The sequence below is a fragment of the Streptomyces sp. NPDC043908 genome, from assembly GCF_056435525.1.
The window spans coordinates 248,299-267,067 of the sequence record NZ_JBWKEI010000005.1 but is presented as its reverse complement, the minus strand read 5'-3'; the positions used below and the strand labels follow the sequence as shown (position 1 = coordinate 267,067).

General features: G+C 74.4%; 19 protein-coding genes, 7 tRNA genes and 1 pseudogene. 11 read left to right on the top strand and 16 right to left on the bottom strand.

The features are described from left to right. The first annotated feature begins 111 nt into the window (after nucleotides 1-111). A complete protein-coding gene (locus AC069K_RS14110) occupies nucleotides 112-837 on the top strand; it encodes a 3'-5' exonuclease (RefSeq protein ID WP_365114212.1) in 726 nt (241 codons plus the stop codon). 75 nt (nucleotides 838-912) lie between these two features. Here AC069K_RS14110 and AC069K_RS14105 read toward each other — a convergent pair. The 4 genes from AC069K_RS14105 to AC069K_RS14090 form a co-directional block, all read right to left on the bottom strand. Continuing rightward, nucleotides 913-984, bottom strand: a tRNA-Val gene (locus tag AC069K_RS14105). 39 nt (nucleotides 985-1,023) lie between these two features. Then, nucleotides 1,024-1,491, bottom strand: coding sequence for an SRPBCC family protein (locus AC069K_RS14100; protein ID WP_478615629.1), 468 nt, complete (start codon nucleotides 1,489-1,491; stop codon nucleotides 1,024-1,026). A gap of 109 nt (nucleotides 1,492-1,600) precedes the next feature. Further along, nucleotides 1,601-1,672 (bottom strand) — tRNA-Val (locus AC069K_RS14095). A gap of 64 nt (nucleotides 1,673-1,736) precedes the next feature. Further along, the gene (locus AC069K_RS14090) at nucleotides 1,737-2,147 is read right to left on the bottom strand and encodes a TIGR02611 family protein (protein WP_365114208.1); all 411 of its coding nucleotides are present in this window, start codon (nucleotides 2,145-2,147) and stop codon (nucleotides 1,737-1,739) included. Between the two features lie 189 nt (nucleotides 2,148-2,336). Between AC069K_RS14090 and AC069K_RS14085 the strand changes: the two genes are divergently transcribed. Together AC069K_RS14085 and AC069K_RS14080 are read left to right on the top strand one after the other, a co-directional pair. Continuing rightward, nucleotides 2,337-2,750: an SsgA family sporulation/cell division regulator gene (locus AC069K_RS14085; RefSeq protein WP_003987206.1), complete on the top strand. Its 414-nt coding sequence runs from the start codon at nucleotides 2,337-2,339 to the stop codon at nucleotides 2,748-2,750. A 204-nt stretch (nucleotides 2,751-2,954) separates the two neighbouring features. Further along, nucleotides 2,955-3,512, top strand: a complete 558-nt coding sequence (locus tag AC069K_RS14080; protein ID WP_365113310.1) for a CGNR zinc finger domain-containing protein — start codon at nucleotides 2,955-2,957, stop codon at nucleotides 3,510-3,512. Between the two features lie 26 nt (nucleotides 3,513-3,538). Here the strand turns inward: AC069K_RS14080 and AC069K_RS14075 are convergent, their stop codons facing one another. Beyond that, entirely contained in the window at nucleotides 3,539-3,718 is a 180-nt protein-coding gene (locus tag AC069K_RS14075) for a hypothetical protein (protein ID WP_358836919.1), read from the bottom strand. Between the two features lie 372 nt (nucleotides 3,719-4,090). Further along, nucleotides 4,091-4,537 carry a hypothetical protein gene (locus AC069K_RS14070; RefSeq protein WP_478615622.1) on the bottom strand — a complete coding sequence of 149 codons (447 nt, stop codon included), beginning with the start codon at nucleotides 4,535-4,537 and terminating at the stop codon, nucleotides 4,091-4,093. A gap of 155 nt (nucleotides 4,538-4,692) precedes the next feature. Here AC069K_RS14070 and AC069K_RS14065 point away from each other — a divergent pair, with 155 nt between their 5' ends. Further along, nucleotides 4,693-5,211, top strand: a complete 519-nt coding sequence (locus tag AC069K_RS14065; protein ID WP_365113314.1) for a DsbA family protein — start codon at nucleotides 4,693-4,695, stop codon at nucleotides 5,209-5,211. A gap of 78 nt (nucleotides 5,212-5,289) precedes the next feature. On the opposite strand, the gene AC069K_RS14060 is transcribed toward AC069K_RS14065, so the two are convergent. The 3 genes from AC069K_RS14060 to AC069K_RS14050 form a co-directional block, all read right to left on the bottom strand. Then, entirely contained in the window at nucleotides 5,290-6,126 is an 837-nt protein-coding gene (locus tag AC069K_RS14060; protein WP_365113316.1) for a GNAT family N-acetyltransferase, read from the bottom strand. Between the two features lie 70 nt (nucleotides 6,127-6,196). After that, nucleotides 6,197-7,018, bottom strand: coding sequence for an aminotransferase class IV (locus AC069K_RS14055; RefSeq protein ID WP_365113318.1), 822 nt, complete (start codon nucleotides 7,016-7,018; stop codon nucleotides 6,197-6,199). After that, nucleotides 7,019-8,065, bottom strand: a complete 1,047-nt coding sequence (locus AC069K_RS14050; protein ID WP_478615616.1) for a chorismate-binding protein — start codon at nucleotides 8,063-8,065, stop codon at nucleotides 7,019-7,021. Between the two features lie 225 nt (nucleotides 8,066-8,290). On the opposite strand from AC069K_RS14050, the gene AC069K_RS14045 reads away from it, so the two are divergent. From AC069K_RS14045 to AC069K_RS14025, 5 genes are all read left to right on the top strand, one after another. Continuing rightward, nucleotides 8,291-8,363, top strand: a tRNA-Gly gene (locus AC069K_RS14045). 39 nt (nucleotides 8,364-8,402) lie between these two features. Further along, nucleotides 8,403-8,476, top strand: a tRNA-Cys gene (locus AC069K_RS14040). A 1-nt stretch (nucleotide 8,477) separates the two neighbouring features. Continuing rightward, a tRNA-Val gene (locus AC069K_RS14035) sits at nucleotides 8,478-8,549 on the top strand. A 26-nt stretch (nucleotides 8,550-8,575) separates the two neighbouring features. Then, nucleotides 8,576-8,647, top strand: a tRNA-Val gene (locus AC069K_RS14030). A gap of 49 nt (nucleotides 8,648-8,696) precedes the next feature. Then, nucleotides 8,697-8,768: transfer RNA gene (locus AC069K_RS14025), tRNA-Val, on the top strand. 60 nt (nucleotides 8,769-8,828) lie between these two features. On the opposite strand, the gene AC069K_RS14020 is transcribed toward AC069K_RS14025, so the two are convergent. Beyond that, the gene (locus tag AC069K_RS14020) at nucleotides 8,829-9,140 is read right to left on the bottom strand and encodes a TFIIB-type zinc ribbon-containing protein (protein ID WP_358836925.1); all 312 of its coding nucleotides are present in this window, start codon (nucleotides 9,138-9,140) and stop codon (nucleotides 8,829-8,831) included. A gap of 61 nt (nucleotides 9,141-9,201) precedes the next feature. After that, nucleotides 9,202-10,119: a phosphotransferase family protein gene (locus AC069K_RS14015; RefSeq protein WP_478615931.1), complete on the bottom strand. Its 918-nt coding sequence runs from the start codon at nucleotides 10,117-10,119 to the stop codon at nucleotides 9,202-9,204. Between AC069K_RS14015 and AC069K_RS14010 the strand changes: the two genes are divergently transcribed. Continuing rightward, nucleotides 10,021-10,275, top strand: coding sequence for a hypothetical protein (locus tag AC069K_RS14010; RefSeq protein WP_478615957.1), 255 nt, complete (start codon nucleotides 10,021-10,023; stop codon nucleotides 10,273-10,275). The two genes, AC069K_RS14015 and AC069K_RS14010, sit on opposite strands and share 99 nt — an antisense overlap. Before the next feature lie 348 nt (nucleotides 10,276-10,623). On the opposite strand, the gene AC069K_RS14005 is transcribed toward AC069K_RS14010, so the two are convergent. Continuing rightward, on the bottom strand, nucleotides 10,624-10,833 hold the full coding sequence (locus tag AC069K_RS14005; protein ID WP_358837462.1) for a hypothetical protein: 210 nt from the start codon (nucleotides 10,831-10,833) through the stop codon (nucleotides 10,624-10,626). Between the two features lie 211 nt (nucleotides 10,834-11,044). Next, a pseudogene (locus AC069K_RS14000) lies at nucleotides 11,045-11,284 on the bottom strand (hypothetical protein); the annotation flags it as partial. Between the two features lie 201 nt (nucleotides 11,285-11,485). Between AC069K_RS14000 and AC069K_RS13995 the strand changes: the two are divergent. After that, nucleotides 11,486-12,709, top strand: coding sequence for a serine/threonine-protein kinase (locus AC069K_RS13995; RefSeq protein WP_478615928.1), 1,224 nt, complete (start codon nucleotides 11,486-11,488; stop codon nucleotides 12,707-12,709). Nucleotides 12,710-12,716: 7 nt separating this feature from the next. Here AC069K_RS13995 and AC069K_RS13990 read toward each other — a convergent pair whose 3' ends face one another. The 3 genes from AC069K_RS13990 to cobT all read right to left on the bottom strand — a co-directional run bounded on the left by AC069K_RS13990 (nucleotide 12,717) and on the right by cobT (nucleotide 18,506). Beyond that, complete coding sequence (locus AC069K_RS13990) at nucleotides 12,717-13,532, bottom strand: TrmH family RNA methyltransferase (RefSeq protein WP_358837464.1); 816 nt, start codon at nucleotides 13,530-13,532, stop codon at nucleotides 12,717-12,719. Between the two features lie 64 nt (nucleotides 13,533-13,596). After that, nucleotides 13,597-14,826 (bottom strand): uroporphyrinogen-III C-methyltransferase, encoded by a 1,230-nt coding sequence (cobA, locus tag AC069K_RS13985; protein ID WP_478615611.1) that lies wholly within the window; start codon nucleotides 14,824-14,826, stop codon nucleotides 13,597-13,599. Between the two features lie 143 nt (nucleotides 14,827-14,969). Beyond that, complete coding sequence (gene cobT, locus AC069K_RS13980; RefSeq protein WP_478615608.1) at nucleotides 14,970-18,506, bottom strand: nicotinate-nucleotide--dimethylbenzimidazole phosphoribosyltransferase; 3,537 nt, start codon at nucleotides 18,504-18,506, stop codon at nucleotides 14,970-14,972. Nucleotides 18,507-18,769: the final 263 nt, after the last annotated feature.

Genomic DNA, 18,769 nt, shown 5'->3' with positions numbered 1-18,769 from the left:
GGCCCGTCACCTGTGTTGTTGCCGATGGGCGTACGCCGCAAACGGCCCGGGTATCACCGGATCGGGCAGGGGACGCACGCCATCTGCCAAGGGCGCAAAGGGAGTTGAACCATGACGTGCTGGTATGAAGGCCCCCTGGCCGCTTTCGACACCGAGACGACGGGGGTGGACGTCGAGCGGGACCGGCTGGTCTCGGCCGCGCTGGTGGTGCAGGACGGCCCGGGTTCGCGTCCGCGGTCGACGCGCTGGCTGGTGAATCCGGGCATACCGGTGCCGGCCGCCGCGACCGCCGTGCACGGGCTCACCGACGAGCACCTCCAGCTGAACGGCCGGTGGCCCGCACCGGTGATGGACGAGGTGGCCAGGGCGCTCGCGGAGGAGTGCGCGGCGGGCCGCCCGCTGGTGGTGATGAACGCGCCGTTCGATCTGACGCTGCTGGACCGGGAGTTGAGGCGGCACCGCGCCTCGTCGCTGGCGCGCTATCTGGACGGGGCGCCGCTGCGGGTGCTCGACCCGCGGGTCCTGGACAAGCATCTGGACCGGTACCGCAAGGGCCGGCGCACGCTGTCCGATCTGTGCGAGCACTACGGGGTGGTGCTGGAGGGCGCCCATGACGCGGCGGCGGACGCGCTGGCCGCGCTGGAGGTCGTCCGGGCGGTGGGCCGGCGGTTCGCGGCCCGGCTCGAACGGCTGACGCCGGCGGAGATCCACACGCTCCAGACGGGCTGGCACGCGGCCCAGGCGCGGGGCCTCCAGGCGTGGTTCACGCGCAACGGGACGCCGGAGGCGGTCGATCCGGCGTGGCCGGTGCGCCCCGAACTTCCGGCCGCGGCCTGAGCGGTCGTCCTGTCGGCAGCCGGGCGGGACAAAGCAGAAGGCCGGTCCGTCGATGACGGACCGGCCTTCTCCCGGTGGGCGATACTGGGTTCGAACCAGTGACCTCTTCGGTGTGAACGAAGCGCTCTCCCACTGAGCTAATCGCCCGGGAACGGACTGAACCATACAGGCCCGGACGGCCCGGGTTCAAACTCCGTTCAGGAGGGCGGTCAGCCCCCGCCGCCCCGAGCGCATCATCAGGGCGTGGTTGGCGACGAAGAGGGGACGCCCGGGAAGCGCGAGGCGCCGCATCAGCGGCTTGCGCACCTCGACCTCCTGCTCGTACAGCGCGCGCGTGCCGCCGCCCAGCGCGCCGAGCGTCCAGCGGGCCCAGCCGTCCAGGTCGCCGCTCATGGCGATCTCCAGGAGACCGGCCGCCTCGTCGCGGCGCGACTCGCGGGCGGTGACGACCAGGTCGTACGGGAGGAGCGAGCGGAACCTGACGGTGCCCGCGCGGCCGTCACCGCCGTCGGCGACGACCTCGCGGACCTGCGGCCACCAGCGGGGGTACTCCTCGGGGCGGGCCAGGACCGCGAAGACGGCGGCGGGCGGGGCGGGCAGGTGCCAGACGCTGCGGAACCGGTAGTGGCTCCATCGCGCGGTCGTCGGCCTCATGGGGGAAGTCTGCGCCGGGGAGCGGAAAGTACACCGGTCCCGGGTGACGGGTTCCCCGGACGCCGAAGGCCCGGAGATCCGTGGTGGATCTCCGGGCCTTCGGTCCGGGTGGGCGATACTGGGTTCGAACCAGTGACCTCTTCGGTGTGAACGAAGCGCTCTCCCACTGAGCTAATCGCCCGGGCGCACCGCAAACATTACCGCATGTCAGCGGGGCGTTTGACCAGGGCGGCGGGTCCCGCCGGTCAGTCGTCGATCTTCCACGGCATGACGAGGCCGAACTTCCAGAGGTAGATCCCGGCGAGCACCGCCATGATCACCAGGGCCACCGTCGTCAGGATGATGTTCCGGCGCCGCACCTTGGGGTCGAGGGCGCGCTGCGCGGCCTCGGTGACCTTCCGCTTGGTCCAGCGCAGCACCAGCTGGGCCCAGACGAACTCGGTCGCCCAGATCGCCATGCCGCCGAAGATCACCAGCCAGCCGGGCCCCGGCAGCGGAAGCATGATGACGCCCGCCACGACCACCGCGAGGCCCACCACGAAGACGCCGACCTGCCAGCTCAGGTGGAGCGTCCTGGACGCCTTGATGAAGGCCGGTGCCCGCGATCCCAGCGCCGCGTCCGGCGCCCCGGCCTGCTCGTCACTCCCCGTATTCATGCGCTCCAACCTACCCGACGCGGACGCTCACCAGAATGGCCGCATAACCCAAAGTAATACTCCGCCGTACGAGCTACCTGAACACCCGCAAAACGGCCAGAGGGGTTTACAACGGCACCGTAGGTGGCATGTCGATTTCGCCGACGTGCGAATCCCCGAGCGCACACTGAGCGAAAGGCCCTGGCGCTTATGAACACCACGGTCAGCTGCGAGCTGCACCTGCGCCTCGTTGTGTCGAGCGAGTCCTCACTGCCTGTACCGGCGGGCCTGCGGTATGACACGGCCGATCCCTACGCCGTGCACGCCACCTTCCACACCGGAGCCGAGGAGACCGTCGAGTGGGTGTTCGCCCGCGACCTCCTCGCCGAGGGCCTGCACCGGCCCACCGGTACCGGAGACGTCAGAGTCTGGCCGTCGCGCAGCCACGGTCAGGGCGTCGTCTGCATCGCCCTCAGCTCCCCGGAAGGAGAAGCCCTGCTCGAAGCCCCGGCGCGGGCGCTGGAGTCGTTCCTGAAGCGGACCGACGCCGCGGTGCCACCGGGCACCGAGCACCGTCACTTCGATCTCGACACGGAGCTCTCGCACATCCTGGCGGAGAACTGAGCCAGCCCGAGAGCCGCACGGCGCCGTCCGACTCGGGGAGACGGCGCACGGACACCCGCATAGGCACGCCCCCTCCTAGGCATCTCACCGGCGCCCGTTCCGCGAGCACCCTCGCGGAACGGGCGCCGGTGCGCCGCGCGCGAAAGCCAGTAGAGTCGGCCAGCATCGGCGGGCACCGGCCCGCAGCAGGCCAGGGAGCGAATCGTGCTGATCCCTCACGACACCCGGATCGCCCTCGACATCGTGGTCGATCTGGTGAACACCGCGCCGGAGGGCGAGGAGCCCGACCGGCTCGCCGACGTCGAGGCGCTGTACGGCTTCGCGCGGGAGCACGACGTCAGCGGCGTGGACAGCCTGACCGCGCGGGACCTCTCCGGTGTACGGACCGTGCGCGACCGGTTCTCGGCCGTCTTCGAGGCGCCGGACGCCCGGGCGGCCGCCGGCCTGGTCAACAAGATCGTGGCCGAGGCGGGCACCACCCCGCAGCTCACCGACCACGACGGCTACGACTGGCATGTGCACTACTTCGCGCCGGGCGCCTCGATCGCCGACCACCTGGCCGCCGACGGCGGGATGGCGCTGGCGTTCATCGTGGTCACGGGCGAGCAGGAGCGGCTGCGCCGGTGCGAGGCGCCGGACTGCGGACGGGCCTTCGTGGACCTCTCGCGCAACCGCTCGCGCCGCTACTGCGACAGCCGCACCTGCGGGAACCGGCTGCACGTCGCCGCCTACCGGGCCCGGCGCAAGGAAGCCGCGGGCTGATCCCGGGCGCCCTTCCGCACGGCCGGTCACAAGAGGTACAGGTCGTGCACGGCCGCCATGAGCAGCAGAAAGCCGATCACCCCGAGGAAGATCATCAGGGGTGGCTGCGAAAGGGCGAAGAGGCAGCCGCGCGGCTCGTCGGCCAAGGTCGCGGGGCGCGGGTCTTCGGGCGGCGCGGGGACGTGCCCCGGGGAAGTGTCCAGCATCTCGGGGTGATGATGGACCAGCGGCGGCACCGCGGTGTGCCAACACGCCCACTCGGAGAGGGAGTTGCTTCGATGTTGACGGGCACGTGTTCCAGCGCCGCCCGGCCGGGTCTGCGCCCGTCCGCGCCCGTCCGCGGCGCGCCCGCACGGGCGGGCAATTGCCGGCCGGGCCCGGCGGGACCCGGAAAAACGCCCTCACATCGTTCATGGGAGCGCTCCCGACGCATGGCCGGAATTCAGTCCAACTGAAATTCCGTATAAGGGAATGAGCGACCATGGGAATTCCGCGACCGGGCCCGCTCACGGCACATTACGGAGCGTCAGATTCCGACGGGGTTTCAGATTCCGCGCGGGGCGGGCGGCCCGCCGGGCTCAGATCCCGTGCTTCTTCAGGATCGCCTCGATGTCGCTGAAGTCGTCCCCGCCCGAGGCGCCCTTCGCCTGGGGGGCGGGCCGGGGCGCGGACCCGCGTCCGGCGCCCAGGGAGGGCGCGGAGGCGGTCGGGGCGACCGCCTCTCCCCGGGCCGCCGCGGCCGCCCTGCGCTCCTTGCGGGTGCCGCCCTCGGAGCGGCGCTCCACGAACCGGGTGGCGGAGAAGAGCAGCCAGGCGACGCCGAGCAGACCGAAGCCCGCCCAGACGGTCGGCTTGAAGACGATGTCGGACACCCACCCCACGACGCCCGTCATGACCAGGGCCACGGGCACCAGCGCGTAGGCGGCGATCCGGGTGGCCGCCAGGAAGCGCTTGCGGTACGCCGTGACGGCGGCGATGCCCAGTCCGGCGGCGGACGCGGCGGAGCAGACGGTCTCGGCAAGCATCCGGTTCCTCCAGACATGGGGGGTGTGGCCCTTCCATCCTGCACCGCCGCGGCCCGTCCGGGCCACGGTGGGCCGGGACATCAGGGAGATCTCGGGGGCGGATCCTCCCCAGGTCCCGGTTGGGGCCCCTCGGGCCGGGCTGGGAGACTGGCCCCATGAGCGAGACCACCCCCGAAACCGGCTCCGCCCCCGTCGTCCTCGACGTGTGGTGCGAGCTCCAGTGCCCCGACTGCCACGCCGCCCTCGACGACGTCCGCGCCCTGCGGGACCAGTACGGCGACCGGCTCGACATCCGGCTGCGGCACTTCCCGCTGGAGAAGCACCAGCACGCCTACGCCGCCGCCCAGGCCGCCGAGGAGGCGTTCGAGCAGGGCCGGGGCTGGCCGTACGTGGAGGCGGTGCTCGCCCGTACCGCGGAACTCGGCGAGCGGGGTGAGCGCGTTCTGCTCGACACCGCCCGGGAACTGGGCCTGGACGCCGAGGAGTTCGACACCGCGCTCATCGACGGCCGGCACCTGCTGATCGTCGACGCCGACCAGGCGGAGGGCAAGGCGATCGGCGTCACCGGCACCCCCACGTACGTCATCGACGGCGAGCGCCTGGACGGCGGCAAGAGCCAGGAGGGTCTGCGCGCCCGCATCCAGGAGATCGCGGACCGGCTGCTGGGCGCGTAGCGCTCCCCCGGGCGCGGGGTTCGTCCGGCCGCGGCCCGTGCCGGGCAGGACACGCGGTTCCCCCTGCCCGCACGGGGTTCAGATCAGCGCCTTCGCCCGGTTGTACTCGACCGGCTCGTACCCCAGCGACTCGTAGAGCCGCAGGGCCGGGACGTTGTCGGTGAAGACGTGCAGGGCCAGCGTGGACATCCCGTCGGCCAGCGCCGCCCGCTCGGCCAGCAGCATCAGGGACCGGCCGTGGCCCCGGCCCCGGTGCTCCTCGGCGACGGCCACGTCGTACACGTACGCGCCCGGCTCCTCGTCCGGCCGCCGCCGGGCCACCCAGACGTGCCCGACCACGGCGCCGTCGCTCACCAGCACCTCCAGATGGGTGCCGGGCGTCGCCAGGCCCTCGGGGAGCAGTTCGCGGTGGTCGGCCTCGGCCTTGGCGCGGGCCTGGTCGGCGGGGACGCCCCGGGCGATCCAGCTCCGGGCGTAGTTCTCCTGCTCGTCGTGGTGCCAGACGGTGAACTCGGCCTCGGTCATCGGCCGCCCCGCGACCGAGGCGGGCAGCGCGGGCGGCTCGGCGGGCAGCCGCTTGGCCATGACGCGGCTGCGTTCGGTGTAGCCGAGCGCGTCGGCCAGCCGCAGGGCCGCCACGGCGTCCGCGGGCACCGCCGCGCGCACCTGGGTGCAGCCCCAGCCCCGCAGCACCTCCTCGGCGGCGAGCAGGGCGACGGTGCCCCGGCCGCGGCCCCGGTCGGGCTCGTCGACACGCAGCCCCCGGATCACTCCCATGGCGGGGCCGAACGCGGGGTCGGTGGCGAGGGTGATCGCGCCGACGCGTCTGCTGTTGACGCAGACGTCGTAACTACGGAAGGCGGCGCCGTCGGCGCCCTGCTGGAGCGGCCCGGTCGGCCGGATGGTGGTGGTCATCAAGGCCGTTGTACCTGCCGGGCCGCCCGTCCGTCACCGGATTTGCCGGGATGCGGGCTCCCGGGGGCCGTTACGGGTCGAGGTCGGAGGCGGCCCGCTCGTCGAAGACGCGCATCGCCTTGGCGGTCACCGGGCCCGGCGCGCCGGTCAGCTCGCGGCCGTCGACGCGGTGCACCGCCTGGACGTCCCGGAGCGTGGAGGTCAGGAAGACCTCCTCGGCGCTCTCCAGCACCGCCAGGGGCAGCTCGGTCTCCTGGGCGCCGGTCCACTCCACGACCAGCTCGCGGGTGATCCCGGCGAGGCAGCCGGACGCCAGCGGCGGGGTGTGCAGCTGCCCGTCGAGGACGACGAAGACGTTGGAGCCGGTCCCCTCGCAGAGCGCGCCGACGGTGTTGCCGAAGAGCGCCTCGCTCGCGCCCCGCTCATGGGCACGGGCCAGCGCGACGACGTTCTCGGCGTACGAGGTGGTCTTCAGGCCGGCAACGGCACCGCGCTCGTTGCGCGTCCAGGGGACGGTGATCACGGCGGTGGTGTCGGGGCGCCGGGTGCTCTCGCCCAGTGCCACCACCAGGGTGGGGCCCGCGTCGCCGCGGTCGGAGCCGAGCGGCGAGAGACCGCCGGTGTAGGTGATCCGCAGCCGGCCGAGCGCGACCGGGTTGGCCTCGAGGACGGCGGCGCAGGCGCGGCGGACCTCGTCCGGGTCGGGGTCGGGCAGCCCGAGGCCCCGGGCCGAGCGGGTCAGCCGGGTGAGATGGCGGGTCAGCGCGAACAGCGTGCCCTCCCGCGCCTTCACCGTCTCGAAGACGCCGTCGCCCACGGTCATCCCGTGGTCCAGGACGGACACCTGTGCGGCGTCGGCGTCCCGCAGTCCGCCGTTCACCCATATCTGCATCTACGCGGTCCTTCCACTCGGCGTACGGGCGCCCGACGCTACCGCGAGGAGCCGCTCCGCCTTCAGCTCGGTCTCCGCCCACTCGCGCTCGGGGTCCGAGCCCCAGGTGATGCCCGCGCCGGTGCCGAAGCGCAGGACGCCGTGCGGACGGTCGATCCAGAAGGTGCGTATGCCCACGGCGAGCTCGCCGCGGCGCCGGTCGGCGTCGACCCAGCCGATGCCGCCGCAGTAGGGCCCGCGCGGGGCGGTCTCCAGCGCCTCGATGATCCGCAGCGCGCTGGACTTGGGCGCGCCGGTGACCGACCCGGGCGGGAAGGCGGCGTCCAGGAGCTCCCGCCAGCCCGCTCCCTCGCGCAGCTCGCCGCGGACGGTCGAGACGAGGTGGACCAGGCCCGGGTGCGGCTCGACCGCGCAGAGCTCGGGGACGGTCACCGAACCGGTGGCGCAGACCCGGCCCAGGTCGTTGCGGACCAGGTCGACGATCATCACGTTCTCGGCGTGGTCCTTCTCCAGGAGGTCCTCGGCCGTGCGGCCGGTCCCCTTGATGGGCCCGGACTCGACGACCCGTTCCGTACGCCGCAGGAAGAGCTCGGGCGAGGCGGTGGCGATCTCCACGCCGTGCGCCGGCAGCCGGATCGTTCCCGCGTAGGGGGCCGGGTTGCCCCGGGCGAGCAGCGCGGTGAGCGCGTCGACGTCGGCGCGGGCCGGGTCGGGCAGCGGCGCGCTCAGGACGCGGCAGAGGTTGGCCTGGTAGACCTCGCCGGCCGCGATGTGCTCGCGGATCCTGCGCACGCCCGCGGTGTACGCGGCGCGGTCGAGCGAGGACGTCCAGTCACCGGCGGCGGGCCCGAGCCAGGCACCCGGGACCGGGGCGGGCACGGGGACGGCCCGGACGTCCGCGAAGCGGGCACAGACGAGCCGGCCCTCGAAGTCGGCCGCGACCGCCCAGAAGCCGGAGGAGTCCAGCGCCTCCGGGTCGGCGGTCACATCGCGGAGATCGGTGGCGAGGAGCCCGCCGAAACGGGCCAGAGGAGCGAGGTCATGCACGGTTGCGAGTCTAGGGGCGCCGCCGCGCGGCCGCCCCGGACCGGGCGCGGACCTGGGACGACACCGGGCGCGGGGCGGGCCGGGCTGCGGGTGCGGGACGGCTCGGGCGGCGGGGCCGGGGCGGGCACACCGCAGCACGCTGCACAAACGCGTTTTTGTACTGGCCCGGGAATCCGCTAGAGTTCAACACGTCGCCGGGACGCGCAAGCGGAACGGAACCGACAAGCGGACGTGGCTCAGTTGGTAGAGCATCACCTTGCCAAGGTGAGGGTCGCGAGTTCGAATCTCGTCGTCCGCTCGATGTGGGGGATCTTCCCGACCCCCTGCTCTCACTCCTGGTGGAGTGGCCGAGAGGCGAGGCAACGGCCTGCAAAGCCGTCTACACGGGTTCAAATCCCGTCTCCACCTCCAAGGACGATTAGCTCAGCGGGAGAGCGCTTCCCTGACACGGAAGAGGTCACTGGTTCAATCCCAGTATCGTCCACTGGATCTTCTCGAAGATCCGTACCCGCGCGATTAGCTCAGCGGGAGAGCGCTTCCCTGACACGGAAGAGGTCACTGGTTCAATCCCAGTATCGCGCACGCAGTACGACCCGGTTCGCAGCCGTCCTGTATGGTTTCGACCGATCCCGCGCGATTAGCTCAGCGGGAGAGCGCTTCCCTGACACGGAAGAGGTCACTGGTTCAATCCCAGTATCGCGCACAGCCCGGAGCCCCCGGCCTTCTCGAAGGCCGGGGGCTCCGTCGTTCCGCCGCGGGCGGGTCAGGACGAGAAGAGCATGTGGCCGAAGCCCTTGTGGCGCTTGTGGCCGTAGTGACCCCCGTGGCCGCCGTGCTGCGGGGCGCCCCAGGCGGGGGCGTGCGGGGCCTGGGCCGGGTAGCCCTGCGGGGCCGGGGGCGCGGGGTAGGCCTGCGGGGCGGGCGGGGCCTGCTGCACCCACTGCGCCTCCAACTGGGTCAGCGACTCCAGCTCCCCGTAGTCGAGGAAGATCCCCCGGCAACCGCTGCACTGCTCGATCTGGACACCGTTGCGGTTGTACGTGTGCATGGGCGCGTGGCACTTGGGACACTGCATGACCGGCTCAACTCCTCGCCGTTACTTCCGATGGGCAAGCAGCACCCTACGTGGACCTCCGTCACGGCAGCCCGGGCGGGAGTGCTGCGATTCGGGTACAGCTCTCGACGACGGCCAGCTCCGCCTCGTCCGGAGCACGGCGCTCACCGGCGCACTTGGCGAGGGCCAGGGCCGCCGTCTGTACGGTCAGGGCGCGGGCGGGCACGTCGAGTTGGGGCCACGGGTCGCCGTCCGGGGGCACGGCGGGGCCGCCCGCCTCCCGGTACGCGGCGAGGAAGCGGGACCAGTCGGCGGGGTCGAGCAGGCCCGCCGCGTACCAGGCGGCGGGGCGGGCCAAGTCCCAGGCCGGTGCGCCCAGTCCCAGGTCGTCCACGTCGATGAGCAGCCAGTCGCCGGTGCCGGCGGGGTGGCGCACGAGCTGGCCGAGGTGGAGGTCGCCGTGGCAGAGCCGGGCGGTGCCCCCGGCCGGGCCGGGACCCGGGAGCTCGGCCCGGGCCCATGCGGGGAGTTGGCCCCAGGCCCGCAGCACGGCCTCCCCCGCCGCGCCCCGGACCCCGGCGGCCCGCATCCGTGCCACGGCCCGGGCCGCCTTGAGGGGCCCCCGCATGGCGGGCAGCGGCCCGGGCAGCGCGTCCGTCGGCACCCGGTGCAGCCCCGCCAGGAGCCGCCCGGCCCCGGCCCAGGGGGCGCTGTCGGGGTCCGTGGGGTCCACGGGGGTGCCGTGGGGCCAGAGGGTGACGGGGCGGCACGGCAGGGCTGCGTTTTCCTCCGCGGGCCGGTGGGGGCCGGACGCGCAGGTGCCCGCGCTCCTCGGGGCGCTGGGGCCGGACGGGACAAAAGCCCCGGCCGGGGCGTGCGTCAGGGGTGCCAGCAGTACGCCGTGCAGGAGGGGGTGGGCGGCGACGGCCAGGCGGACGTCGAGCGCGGCACGGTCCGTGTCAGGGGCATGCGCCTTGGCCACGACGCGGCCGTGCCGCACGACGGTCCCGTCCGGCCGGTCCGCGAGGACTTCGGCACCCAGGGCGCGGAGGCCGTCCCCCGGCTCCCGGTCAACCGCCGCGCACGCACCGCACGGGTGGCGGGGTGGGTGGTGGGCCGCCGTGCGGGCGGCCTCGGCCAGGGTGGCGACGAGTGAGGGAGGCATGGGTTCCCCAGCGTACGGCCCGGCCCGCGCCGGCCGGCAGGGCCCTCCTGGGACCCGGCAGCCGGAAGTCCGGCGCGGCAGCGCGCCCCGGAGGGGGCCCGGGCTGTGACATGTGCGGCCTCGCCGCGTGGGCGCGACCAGCCATGGACGGTCCGCGGCCCCACCACCGGGCCCATGGAAGCCGCCCCGCCACCGGGCATGCAAAAGGCGTTGCCCGGACGGCTCCCCAGCCGTCCGGGCAACGCCTTTTTACTGCCGTCCGCCGCACCCCCGTCCCCACGGGGCTGAAATGGCCGGATGTCCCCGACCCGGTCCGCTCTACCGGGTCCGGGGCGCCGCTCAGCGCCCCAGCATCACGCCCACGGACGACGCTTGTGTGACCACCGCTTCCCAGCCGCCGAAGACGACTGTCAGCAGGGCCGCCAGGGGAAGGGCCATGGCCGTCGCCACCAGGGGGTGGCGCGGACCGGACCGGCGGGCGCCGAACGCCGCGGCGTAAGCCCTGCGTCCTCGCGTGCGGAAAACCGTCCGCGTTGCCGTGTCCGCCATGGTCCCTCTCCTGTTCGTATGGACAGCGGCGGGCGTCTGACCTCGGGGGACGAGTGCTACGCCCGCCGCTTGACCTCAACATTAGGGAAACGGCGGGCGCCGGTCGTCATGCCCTCGTACCGATTGCCGGGCCTCCCAGGGGATGAGTGGGTCCCCACTCCCGTACTCCCCTGGGTGGAGACGGGGGTCTAGGACTTGGGGTCTTCCCGGAGGGGACGGGCCCGGTCCTCCGACGCGTCCTCCCGGGCGGCTGCTCGACCAGGGCCAGGACCCGGTTGGCCATGAAGCGCGCGGTGCGCACCACGGTTCCGCTACGGGTGACTTCGCTCACTTCCACCACCCCCCTGCGGACCGCCGTCTCCACCCGGCGACCCGCCCGGCTTGCCACCACTTCGTACGTCCGAGTCGTGTCACCCGCGTCCACGACTATCTCCACGCGGTCACCCTTCACCGAACCAATCCCCCTTCTGCGACGGACCGTTGAGATCGCGCTCGCGTCAGCGCGCCCGGCACGGGCGGCTGCTGACCACTCTTCAAGTTTCCCACCGGGCACTGACAATCGATCGGGGCGTGAGGGCGCGGCCTATGAGCACACCGGCCCGGGGGTACGTAAGCTGTGCCACGTCAACAGGACCGGGCAGCGGGGATGAACATGGCGATGATGCGGCTCCGGCGCGAGGACCCGCGTGTCGTCGGCTCGTTCCGGCTCCACCGGCGCCTGGGCGCGGGTGGCATGGGTGTCGTCTACCTCGGCTCCGACCGGCGCGGCCAGCGGGTCGCGCTGAAGGTGATCCGTCCCGACCTCGCCGAGGACCAGGAGTTCCGCTCGCGCTTCGCGCGCGAGGTGTCGGCGGCCCGGCGCATCCGCAGCGGCTGCACGGCCCGCCTCGTCGCGGCCGACCTGGAGGCGGAGCGCCCCTGGTTCGCGACGCAGTACGTACCGGGCCCCTCGCTGCACGACAAGGTCGCCGAGGAGGGCCCGCTGGCCGCCGCCGAGACCGCCGCGATCGGCGCCGCGCTCTCCGAGGGCCTGGTGGCGGTGCACGAGGCCGGGGTGGTGCACCGGGACCTGAAGCCCTCCAACATCCTGCTCTCCCCCAAGGGCCCCAGGATCATCGACTTCGGCATCGCCTGGGCGACCGGCGCCTCCACGCTGACGCACGTCGGCACGGCGGTGGGCTCGCCCGGCTTCCTCGCGCCCGAGCAGGTGCGCGGCGCGGCGGTCACGCCCGCCACGGACGTCTTCTCGCTGGGCGCGACGCTGGCGTACGCGGCGATGGGCGACTCGCCCTTCGGGCACGGCAGTTCGGAGGTCATGCTCTACCGGGTGGTGCACGAGGAGCCGCAGCTGCACGGGGTGCCGGACGCGCTGGCGCCGCTGGTGCGGGCCTGTCTGGCCAAGGACCCCGAGGAGCGGCCCAGCACGCTCCAGCTCTCGATGCGGCTCAAGGAGATCGCGGCGCGGGAGGCGCAGGGCGGCTCGCTGGACGCGCGCCCTCCCGCCCAGCGCGACCGCTCCGAGGCGGAGCGCGCCACCGGGCGCCTGAACGAGCGCACCGAGCGGTACGAGCACGACGAGCGCACCCAGCGCTACACGGAGAGCGGCCGGGGTACCGGCGCGGGCCGGCCGGAGCGGGCTCCGCGCGGCTCCGCGCCGCGCACCGGCGGCACGCGCCCGCCCGCGCCCCGGGGCGCGGCCCGCTCCGGCAGCCGGACGAACGGCACGGGCGGCCGTTCCGGCACGCGTCCGGGCACCCGGACCGGCACGGGCCGGCTGCGCCCGGCCAACCCGCGGCTGCTGCGCCAGCGGCTGATCGTGTTCTTCGTGGTCACGCTGATCGTGGCGCTGGGGATCGCGGCGGCGCAGCAGTTGTAGGCGGGCCCTACGCGGGGCGGCCCGTCGCCACCGCGTAGAAGGCGACGGCGGCCGCCGCGCCCACGTTGAGCGAGTCGACGCCGTGGGCCATCGGGATGCGGACCCATTCGTCGGCGGCGACCAGGGCCTGGGTGGAGAGCCCGTCGCCCTCGGCGCCCAGCATCAGGGCCACCTTGTCGAGCCGGTGGGGCGCGGCCTCGTCGATGGCGGAGGCCTTCTCGTCCGGGGTGAGGGCGAGCAGCCGGAAGCCCGCCTCCCGTACCGTCGCCAGGCTCTTGGGCCAGGACTCCAGGCGCGCGTACGGGACGGAGAAGACGGCGCCCATGGAGACCTTCACCGAGCGGCGGTAGAGCGGGTCGGCGCAGTCCGGGGAGAGCAGGACGGCGTCCATGCCGAGGGCGGCGGCGCTGCGGAAGATCGCGCCGATGTTGGTGTGGTCGTTGACGGCTTCCATCACGGCGACCCGGCGGCTGGTGGCGAGGATCTCCTCAGCCGCCGGCAGCGGCTTGCGCTGCATCGAGGCGAGGGCGCCGCGGTGCACGTGGTAGCCGGTGACGCGCTCGGCGAGGTCGGGGCTGACCGCGTAGACGGGCGCGGGAAGCTCGTCGATGACGTCGCGCATGACGTCGACCCACTTGGCGGAGAGCAGCATGGACCGCATCTCGTAACCGGCGTCCTTGGCCCGTCTGATGACCTTCTCGCCCTCGGCGATGAACAGGCCCTCGGCGGGCTCGCGCCTGCGCCGCAGCTCGACGTCGGTCAGGCCCGTGTAGTCGCGCAGGCGCGGGTCGTCGGGGTCGTCGATGGTGATGAGATCAGCCACAGGGTGATACTGCCTTGTCCTGGGTGTGGTGCCAACGGCGCGGACGGAGATCCGTTACCGCCGGTTACATGGTCGGGAGGGCGGGACCGACGGCGACCACGTCACCGATCACGATGACGGCCGGCGGCCGTACGTCCCGCGTGGTCACAGTCTCCCCCACGGTGGCCAGCGTCGCGTCGACGCGGCGCTGGGCGGCGGTGGTGCCCTCCTGGACGAGGGCCACGGGCGTATCGGGGCTCTTGCCGTGGGCGATCAGCGTCCGCGCGATCGCGCCGATCTTGTCGACGCCCATGAGGATCACCAGCGTCCCGGTCAGCCGGGCGAGCGCCTCCCAGTCGACGAGCGAGCGCGGGTCGTCGGGCGCCACGTGACCGCTGACCACCGTGAACTCATGCGCCACGCCCCGGTGGGTGACCGGGATCCCGGCCGCGCCCGGCACCGAGATCGAGCTGGAGATGCCGGGGACGACCGTGCAGGCGATGCCCGCCTCGGCGAGCGCGTGCAGCTCCTCCATGCCGCGGCCGAAGACGTACGGGTCGCCGCCCTTGAGCCGGACGACGGCCTTGCCCGCCTTGGCGTGCTCGATCAGCGCGTTGTTGATGGCCTCCTGGGCCATGAACCGGCCGTACGGGATCTTCGCCGCGTCGATCACCTCGACGTGCGGCGGGAGTTCGTCGAGGAGGTCGCGCGGGCCGAGCCGGTCGGCGATGACCACGTCGGCCTCGGCGAGCAGCCGGCGGCCGCGCACGGTGATCAGGTCCGGGTCGCCGGGGCCGCCGCCGACGAGGGCGACGCCGGGGGTCCGGTCGCGGTGGTGCGGGGCGACCAGGGTGCCGTCGCGCAGCCCTTCCACCACCGCGTCGCGGACGGCGGCGGTGCGGCGCGGGTCGGGGGCGCCGCCGGTGAGCACGGCGACGGTGACGCCCTCGGTGCGGCCGGTGGCCGGGGTCCAGGCGGTGGCCTGGGTGGCGTCGTCGGAGCGCACGCACCAGACGCGGCGCCGCTCGGCCTCGGCGGAGGCGCGCCGGTTGGCCTCGGCGTCGCTGCTCGCGACCAGGGCGTACCAGGCGTCGGCGAGGTCACCGTCCTGGTAGCCGCGGCGGTGCCAGGTGATCTCGCCGCTGTCCGCCATGGCCTCCACGGAGGGGGTGGCGCCCGGGGAGACCAGGACGACGTCGGCACCGGCCGCGATCAGGGCGGGCAGGCGGCGCTGGGCGACCTGACCGCCGCCGACGACGACGACGCGGCGGCCGGTGAGACGCAGGCCTACGGGGTACGCGGGGTGTTCTGCCATGACGGGTGGCTCCTGGTGCGGCGTCGGCGGGCATCGTCGAAGGCCGGGGCGTCGCCCCGGCCCCCATTGTCTGCGGACCGTCGCCCGGTGTGCCCGCCCGTTCCGCACTGCGGGACGGGCGGGCACACCGGGTACGACCGTGGCTACTTCTCGGTGACTCCGGCCGAGTCGAAGGTCGCGACCTCGTGCATCGCCCGCGCCGCGCTCTGGACCAGCGGCAGGGCCAGCAGCGCGCCGGTGCCCTCGCCCAGACGCAGGTCCAGGTCGACCAGCGGACGCAGGCCCAGCTTGTTCAGGGCCGCCACATGGCCGGGCTCGGCGCTGCGGTGGCCCGCGATGCACGCCGCCAGGGACTCCGGCGCGATGGCCCGGGCGACCAGGGCCGCGGCGCCCGCGCTCACGCCGTCCAGGATCACCGGCGTACGCAGCGAGGCGCCGCCGAGGATGAAGCCGACCATGGCCGCGTGCTCCAGGCCGCCGATCCCGGCGAGGACGCCGATCGGGTCGGCTGGGTCGGGGCTGTGCAGCTCCAGGGCGCGGCGGACCACGTCGACCTTGCGGGCGTGCGTCTCGTCGTTGATGCCGGTGCCGCGGCCGGTGACCTCGGCCGGGTCGACGCCCGTGTAGAGGGAGATCAGGGCGGCCGACACGGTGGTGTTGGCGATGCCCATCTCACCCGTCAGCAGCGCCTTGTTGCCCGCCGCCACCAGGTCGCGGGCGGTCTCGATGCCCACCTCGACGGCCGCGACGACCTCCTCGCGGGTCATGGCGGGGCCGGTGGTCATGTCGCCGGTGCCGGGGCGCACCTTGCGGGGCAGCAGCCCCGGGGTGGCGGGGAGTTCACTGGCCACGCCGACGTCGATGACACAGACCTCGGCGCCGACCTGGTTGGCGAACGCGTTGCAGACCGCGCCGCCGCCCAGGAAGTTGGCGACCATCTGGCCGGTGACCTCCTGCGGCCAGGGGGTCACGCCCTGGGCGTGCACCCCGTGGTCGCCCGCGAAGATGGCGACGGCCGCGGGCTCCGGGATCGGCGGCGGGCACTTGCGGGACAGCCCGCTGAGCTGCGCGGAGATGATCTCCAGCATGCCGAGCGCACCGGCCGGCTTGGTCATCCGCTTCTGCCGCTCCCACGCCTCGCCGAGCGCCTTGGCGTCCAGCGGGCGGATCCCGGCGACGGTCTCCTGGAGCAGGTCGTGCGGGTCCTCGCCGGGCAGCGCGCGGCGGCCGTACGTCTCCTCGTGGACCACCCAGGACAGCGGGCGCCGCTTGGACCAGCCCGCCTGCATCAGCTCGGGCTCCTCCGGGAACTCGTCCACGTACCCGACGCACAGGTAGGCGACGACCTCCAGGTGCTCCGGCAGGCCCAGCGCGCGGACCATCTCCCGCTCGTCGAAGAACGAGACCCAGCCGACGCCCAGGCCCTCGGCGCGGGCCGCGAGCCACAGGTTCTCGACGGCGAGCGCCGAGGAGTACGGGGCCATCTGCGGCTGGGTGTAGCGGCCCAGGGTGTGCCGGCCGCCGCGGGTGGGGTCGGCGGTGACCACGATGTTCACCGGGGTGTCGAGGATGGCCTCGATCTTCAGTTCCTTGAACTGCTTGGCCCGGCCCTTGGGCAGCGACTTCGCGTACGCGTCGCGCTGGCGCTGGGCGAGCTCGTGCATGGTGCGGCGGGTCTCGGCGGACCGGATGACCACGAAGTCCCAGGGCTGCGAGTGGCCCACGCTGGGGGCGGTGTGCGCGGCCTCCAGGACGCGCAGCAGCACCTCGTGCGGGATCGGGTCGCCGCGGAAGCCGTTGCGGATGTCGCGGCGCTCGCGCATCACCCGCAGCACGGCCTCGCGCTCGGCGTCCGCGTAACCGGGCGCCGGGGCGCCCGCGTCGGCGTGGACGTCCTCGCCGTGGGCGCCGGGTCCGGCGTCCACGGGCGCGTCGGCCGGGAGTTCACCCTGCCCGGCGCCGGGCGCGGCGTCCGGGACGAGTTCCTCGGCCGCGTCCTCGTCGTCCTCGATGAACACGGGGGCGGGGACCCGCTCCTGCACCGCCGCCTCGGGGGCGGCCGGGACCGTCTCGGGCTGCGCCTCGGGGACGGCCTCGGCGCGGGGCACGGGCACGACGGGCACCGCGGCGGCCACGGTCCCCGGCTCCGCCGCGTTCTGCTCGGGAAGCGGGGACGGGGCCTGGCCCCGGGCCTCGGCGGCGGGCGCGGGTGCCGCCACGGGCGCGGCGGCCTCCGGCGTGACGGCGAGGGGCTGCGGCGCGCTCGCGGCCATCACGGCGACGGGCTCGGCCACCTCCTCCGGGGCCTCTTCCGGCAGCACGGAGACCGGTGCCACGGGCGCCACGGACTCGGCGACCGGCTGGGGCGCCGACTGTGCCGGGACGGCTTCGGGCTCGGGGGACGGCACGGGCTGCGGTGCCTGCGCCGCCGGCTCGGCCGACGCGGCGGCCGCCTCGGCAACGGGCTCGGCAACCGGCTCCGCGACGGGCGCCGGAACGGCCTCCGACACGGCCTCCGGTACGGGTACGGATACGGGCTCGGCGACCGGGGCCGCCACCGGCTCCGCCAGGGGAACGGGCTGGGCCGGGACCGAGCCCTCCACCGGCGGGAACGGACCGTCGGCGGGCGGCTGCACGGCCGCCGCGGGCGGGCCCTGCGGCATCGGCGCCGCCGCCTCGGCGGGCGACGGCTGCTCGGCGGCGACGGCGTGGACGGGGGCGGGCGCGCCGACCGGCGCGAGCTCCTCCGGGACGACCGTTTCTGCGCCGCTGACCAGGCCGTTCTGGGACTCCTGGGACTGCTGCGGCTGCTGCGGCTCCGGCTGCGCGAGGGGCTGCTGGGGCTGCGCGGGCTGCGGCTGGGCGGCCTCGGCCGCCACAGGCTCTGCGGGCTCCGCGGTCGTGGACTCGGCGGCCGTGGGCTCAGCGGCCACCGGCTCTGCCGCCACGGGCTCGGACGCCGTCGGCTCGGCCGCCACCGGCTCGGGCAGCGGGAGCGGCTGCGCGGCGGGCTGGGGCTCCGGAGCGGGCGCGGGCTCCGGGGCGGCCGCCCGGGCGGTCTCCTGCGGCGGCGCGGACTCCCACGGCGTCGCTCCCTGCGGGGGAAGCTCGCTCAGCTGGGGCGCGGGCGCCGGGGCCGCCGTCTCCTCACGGGGCACGTCGAGGTACTCGGGGCCGGTGGTCGGCGGGCCGGGGGTGCGCACCGGCGCCGGGTTCACGGGGGCGTCCGCGGCCGGACCCCGGTCGGCCAGCGACCGTACGACACCGCCGGAGGCGTCCGGTACCGGCGGGCCCATGTGCAGCGGGCGACGGGCGGTCGGGGCCGCGGTGGACGGGGCGGCGGCCGGGGTGCGGACGGCACCGAGCTCCACCGAGCCGGAGTCGCGGCCACCTGCCTCGTGGGCGCCGGGTCCGGCGGTCTGCTCCGGGGCGGCGGGGGCGGCGTGCGCCGGGGACGGCACCGGCACGGCGGCGGCGAGCGGGGCGGGCGCGGACTGCGGGTCGATCCAGGCGCCCTGGGCGCCGGGCATCAGCAGGAGGTCGTCGTCGTCCGCGCCGAGCGCCGAACCGTCGGAGGGGTCGAGGAAGGTGTACGCGCCGGGAGCGGGGACGCCCGGCTGCTCCACCATGCCTGCGTCCTCCGGCAGTCCCTCGCCCGGGACCTGGCCGGTGTCAGTCATGCGTACCCCTCGTCCATCTGTAGTGCTTCTTCGGCCTGCGCCCGGGGACGCCCCCGCACAGCACGCCCCGCCCCCGTCGACAACAACGAGCGGGCCCGCCGCGCGGTGCGAACGGCCCGCGGACACACAGCATTCTCGCGGGAGATCGCCGACCTGGCGCCCCGTCTCGGCCACGGAACGTGTGGGGTGCGCCACGTTGCGCTCCACCGGGATCCGACGTACCGCGACAGGGTCCCAAACGGGTTCCCCATTCCGGACATTGA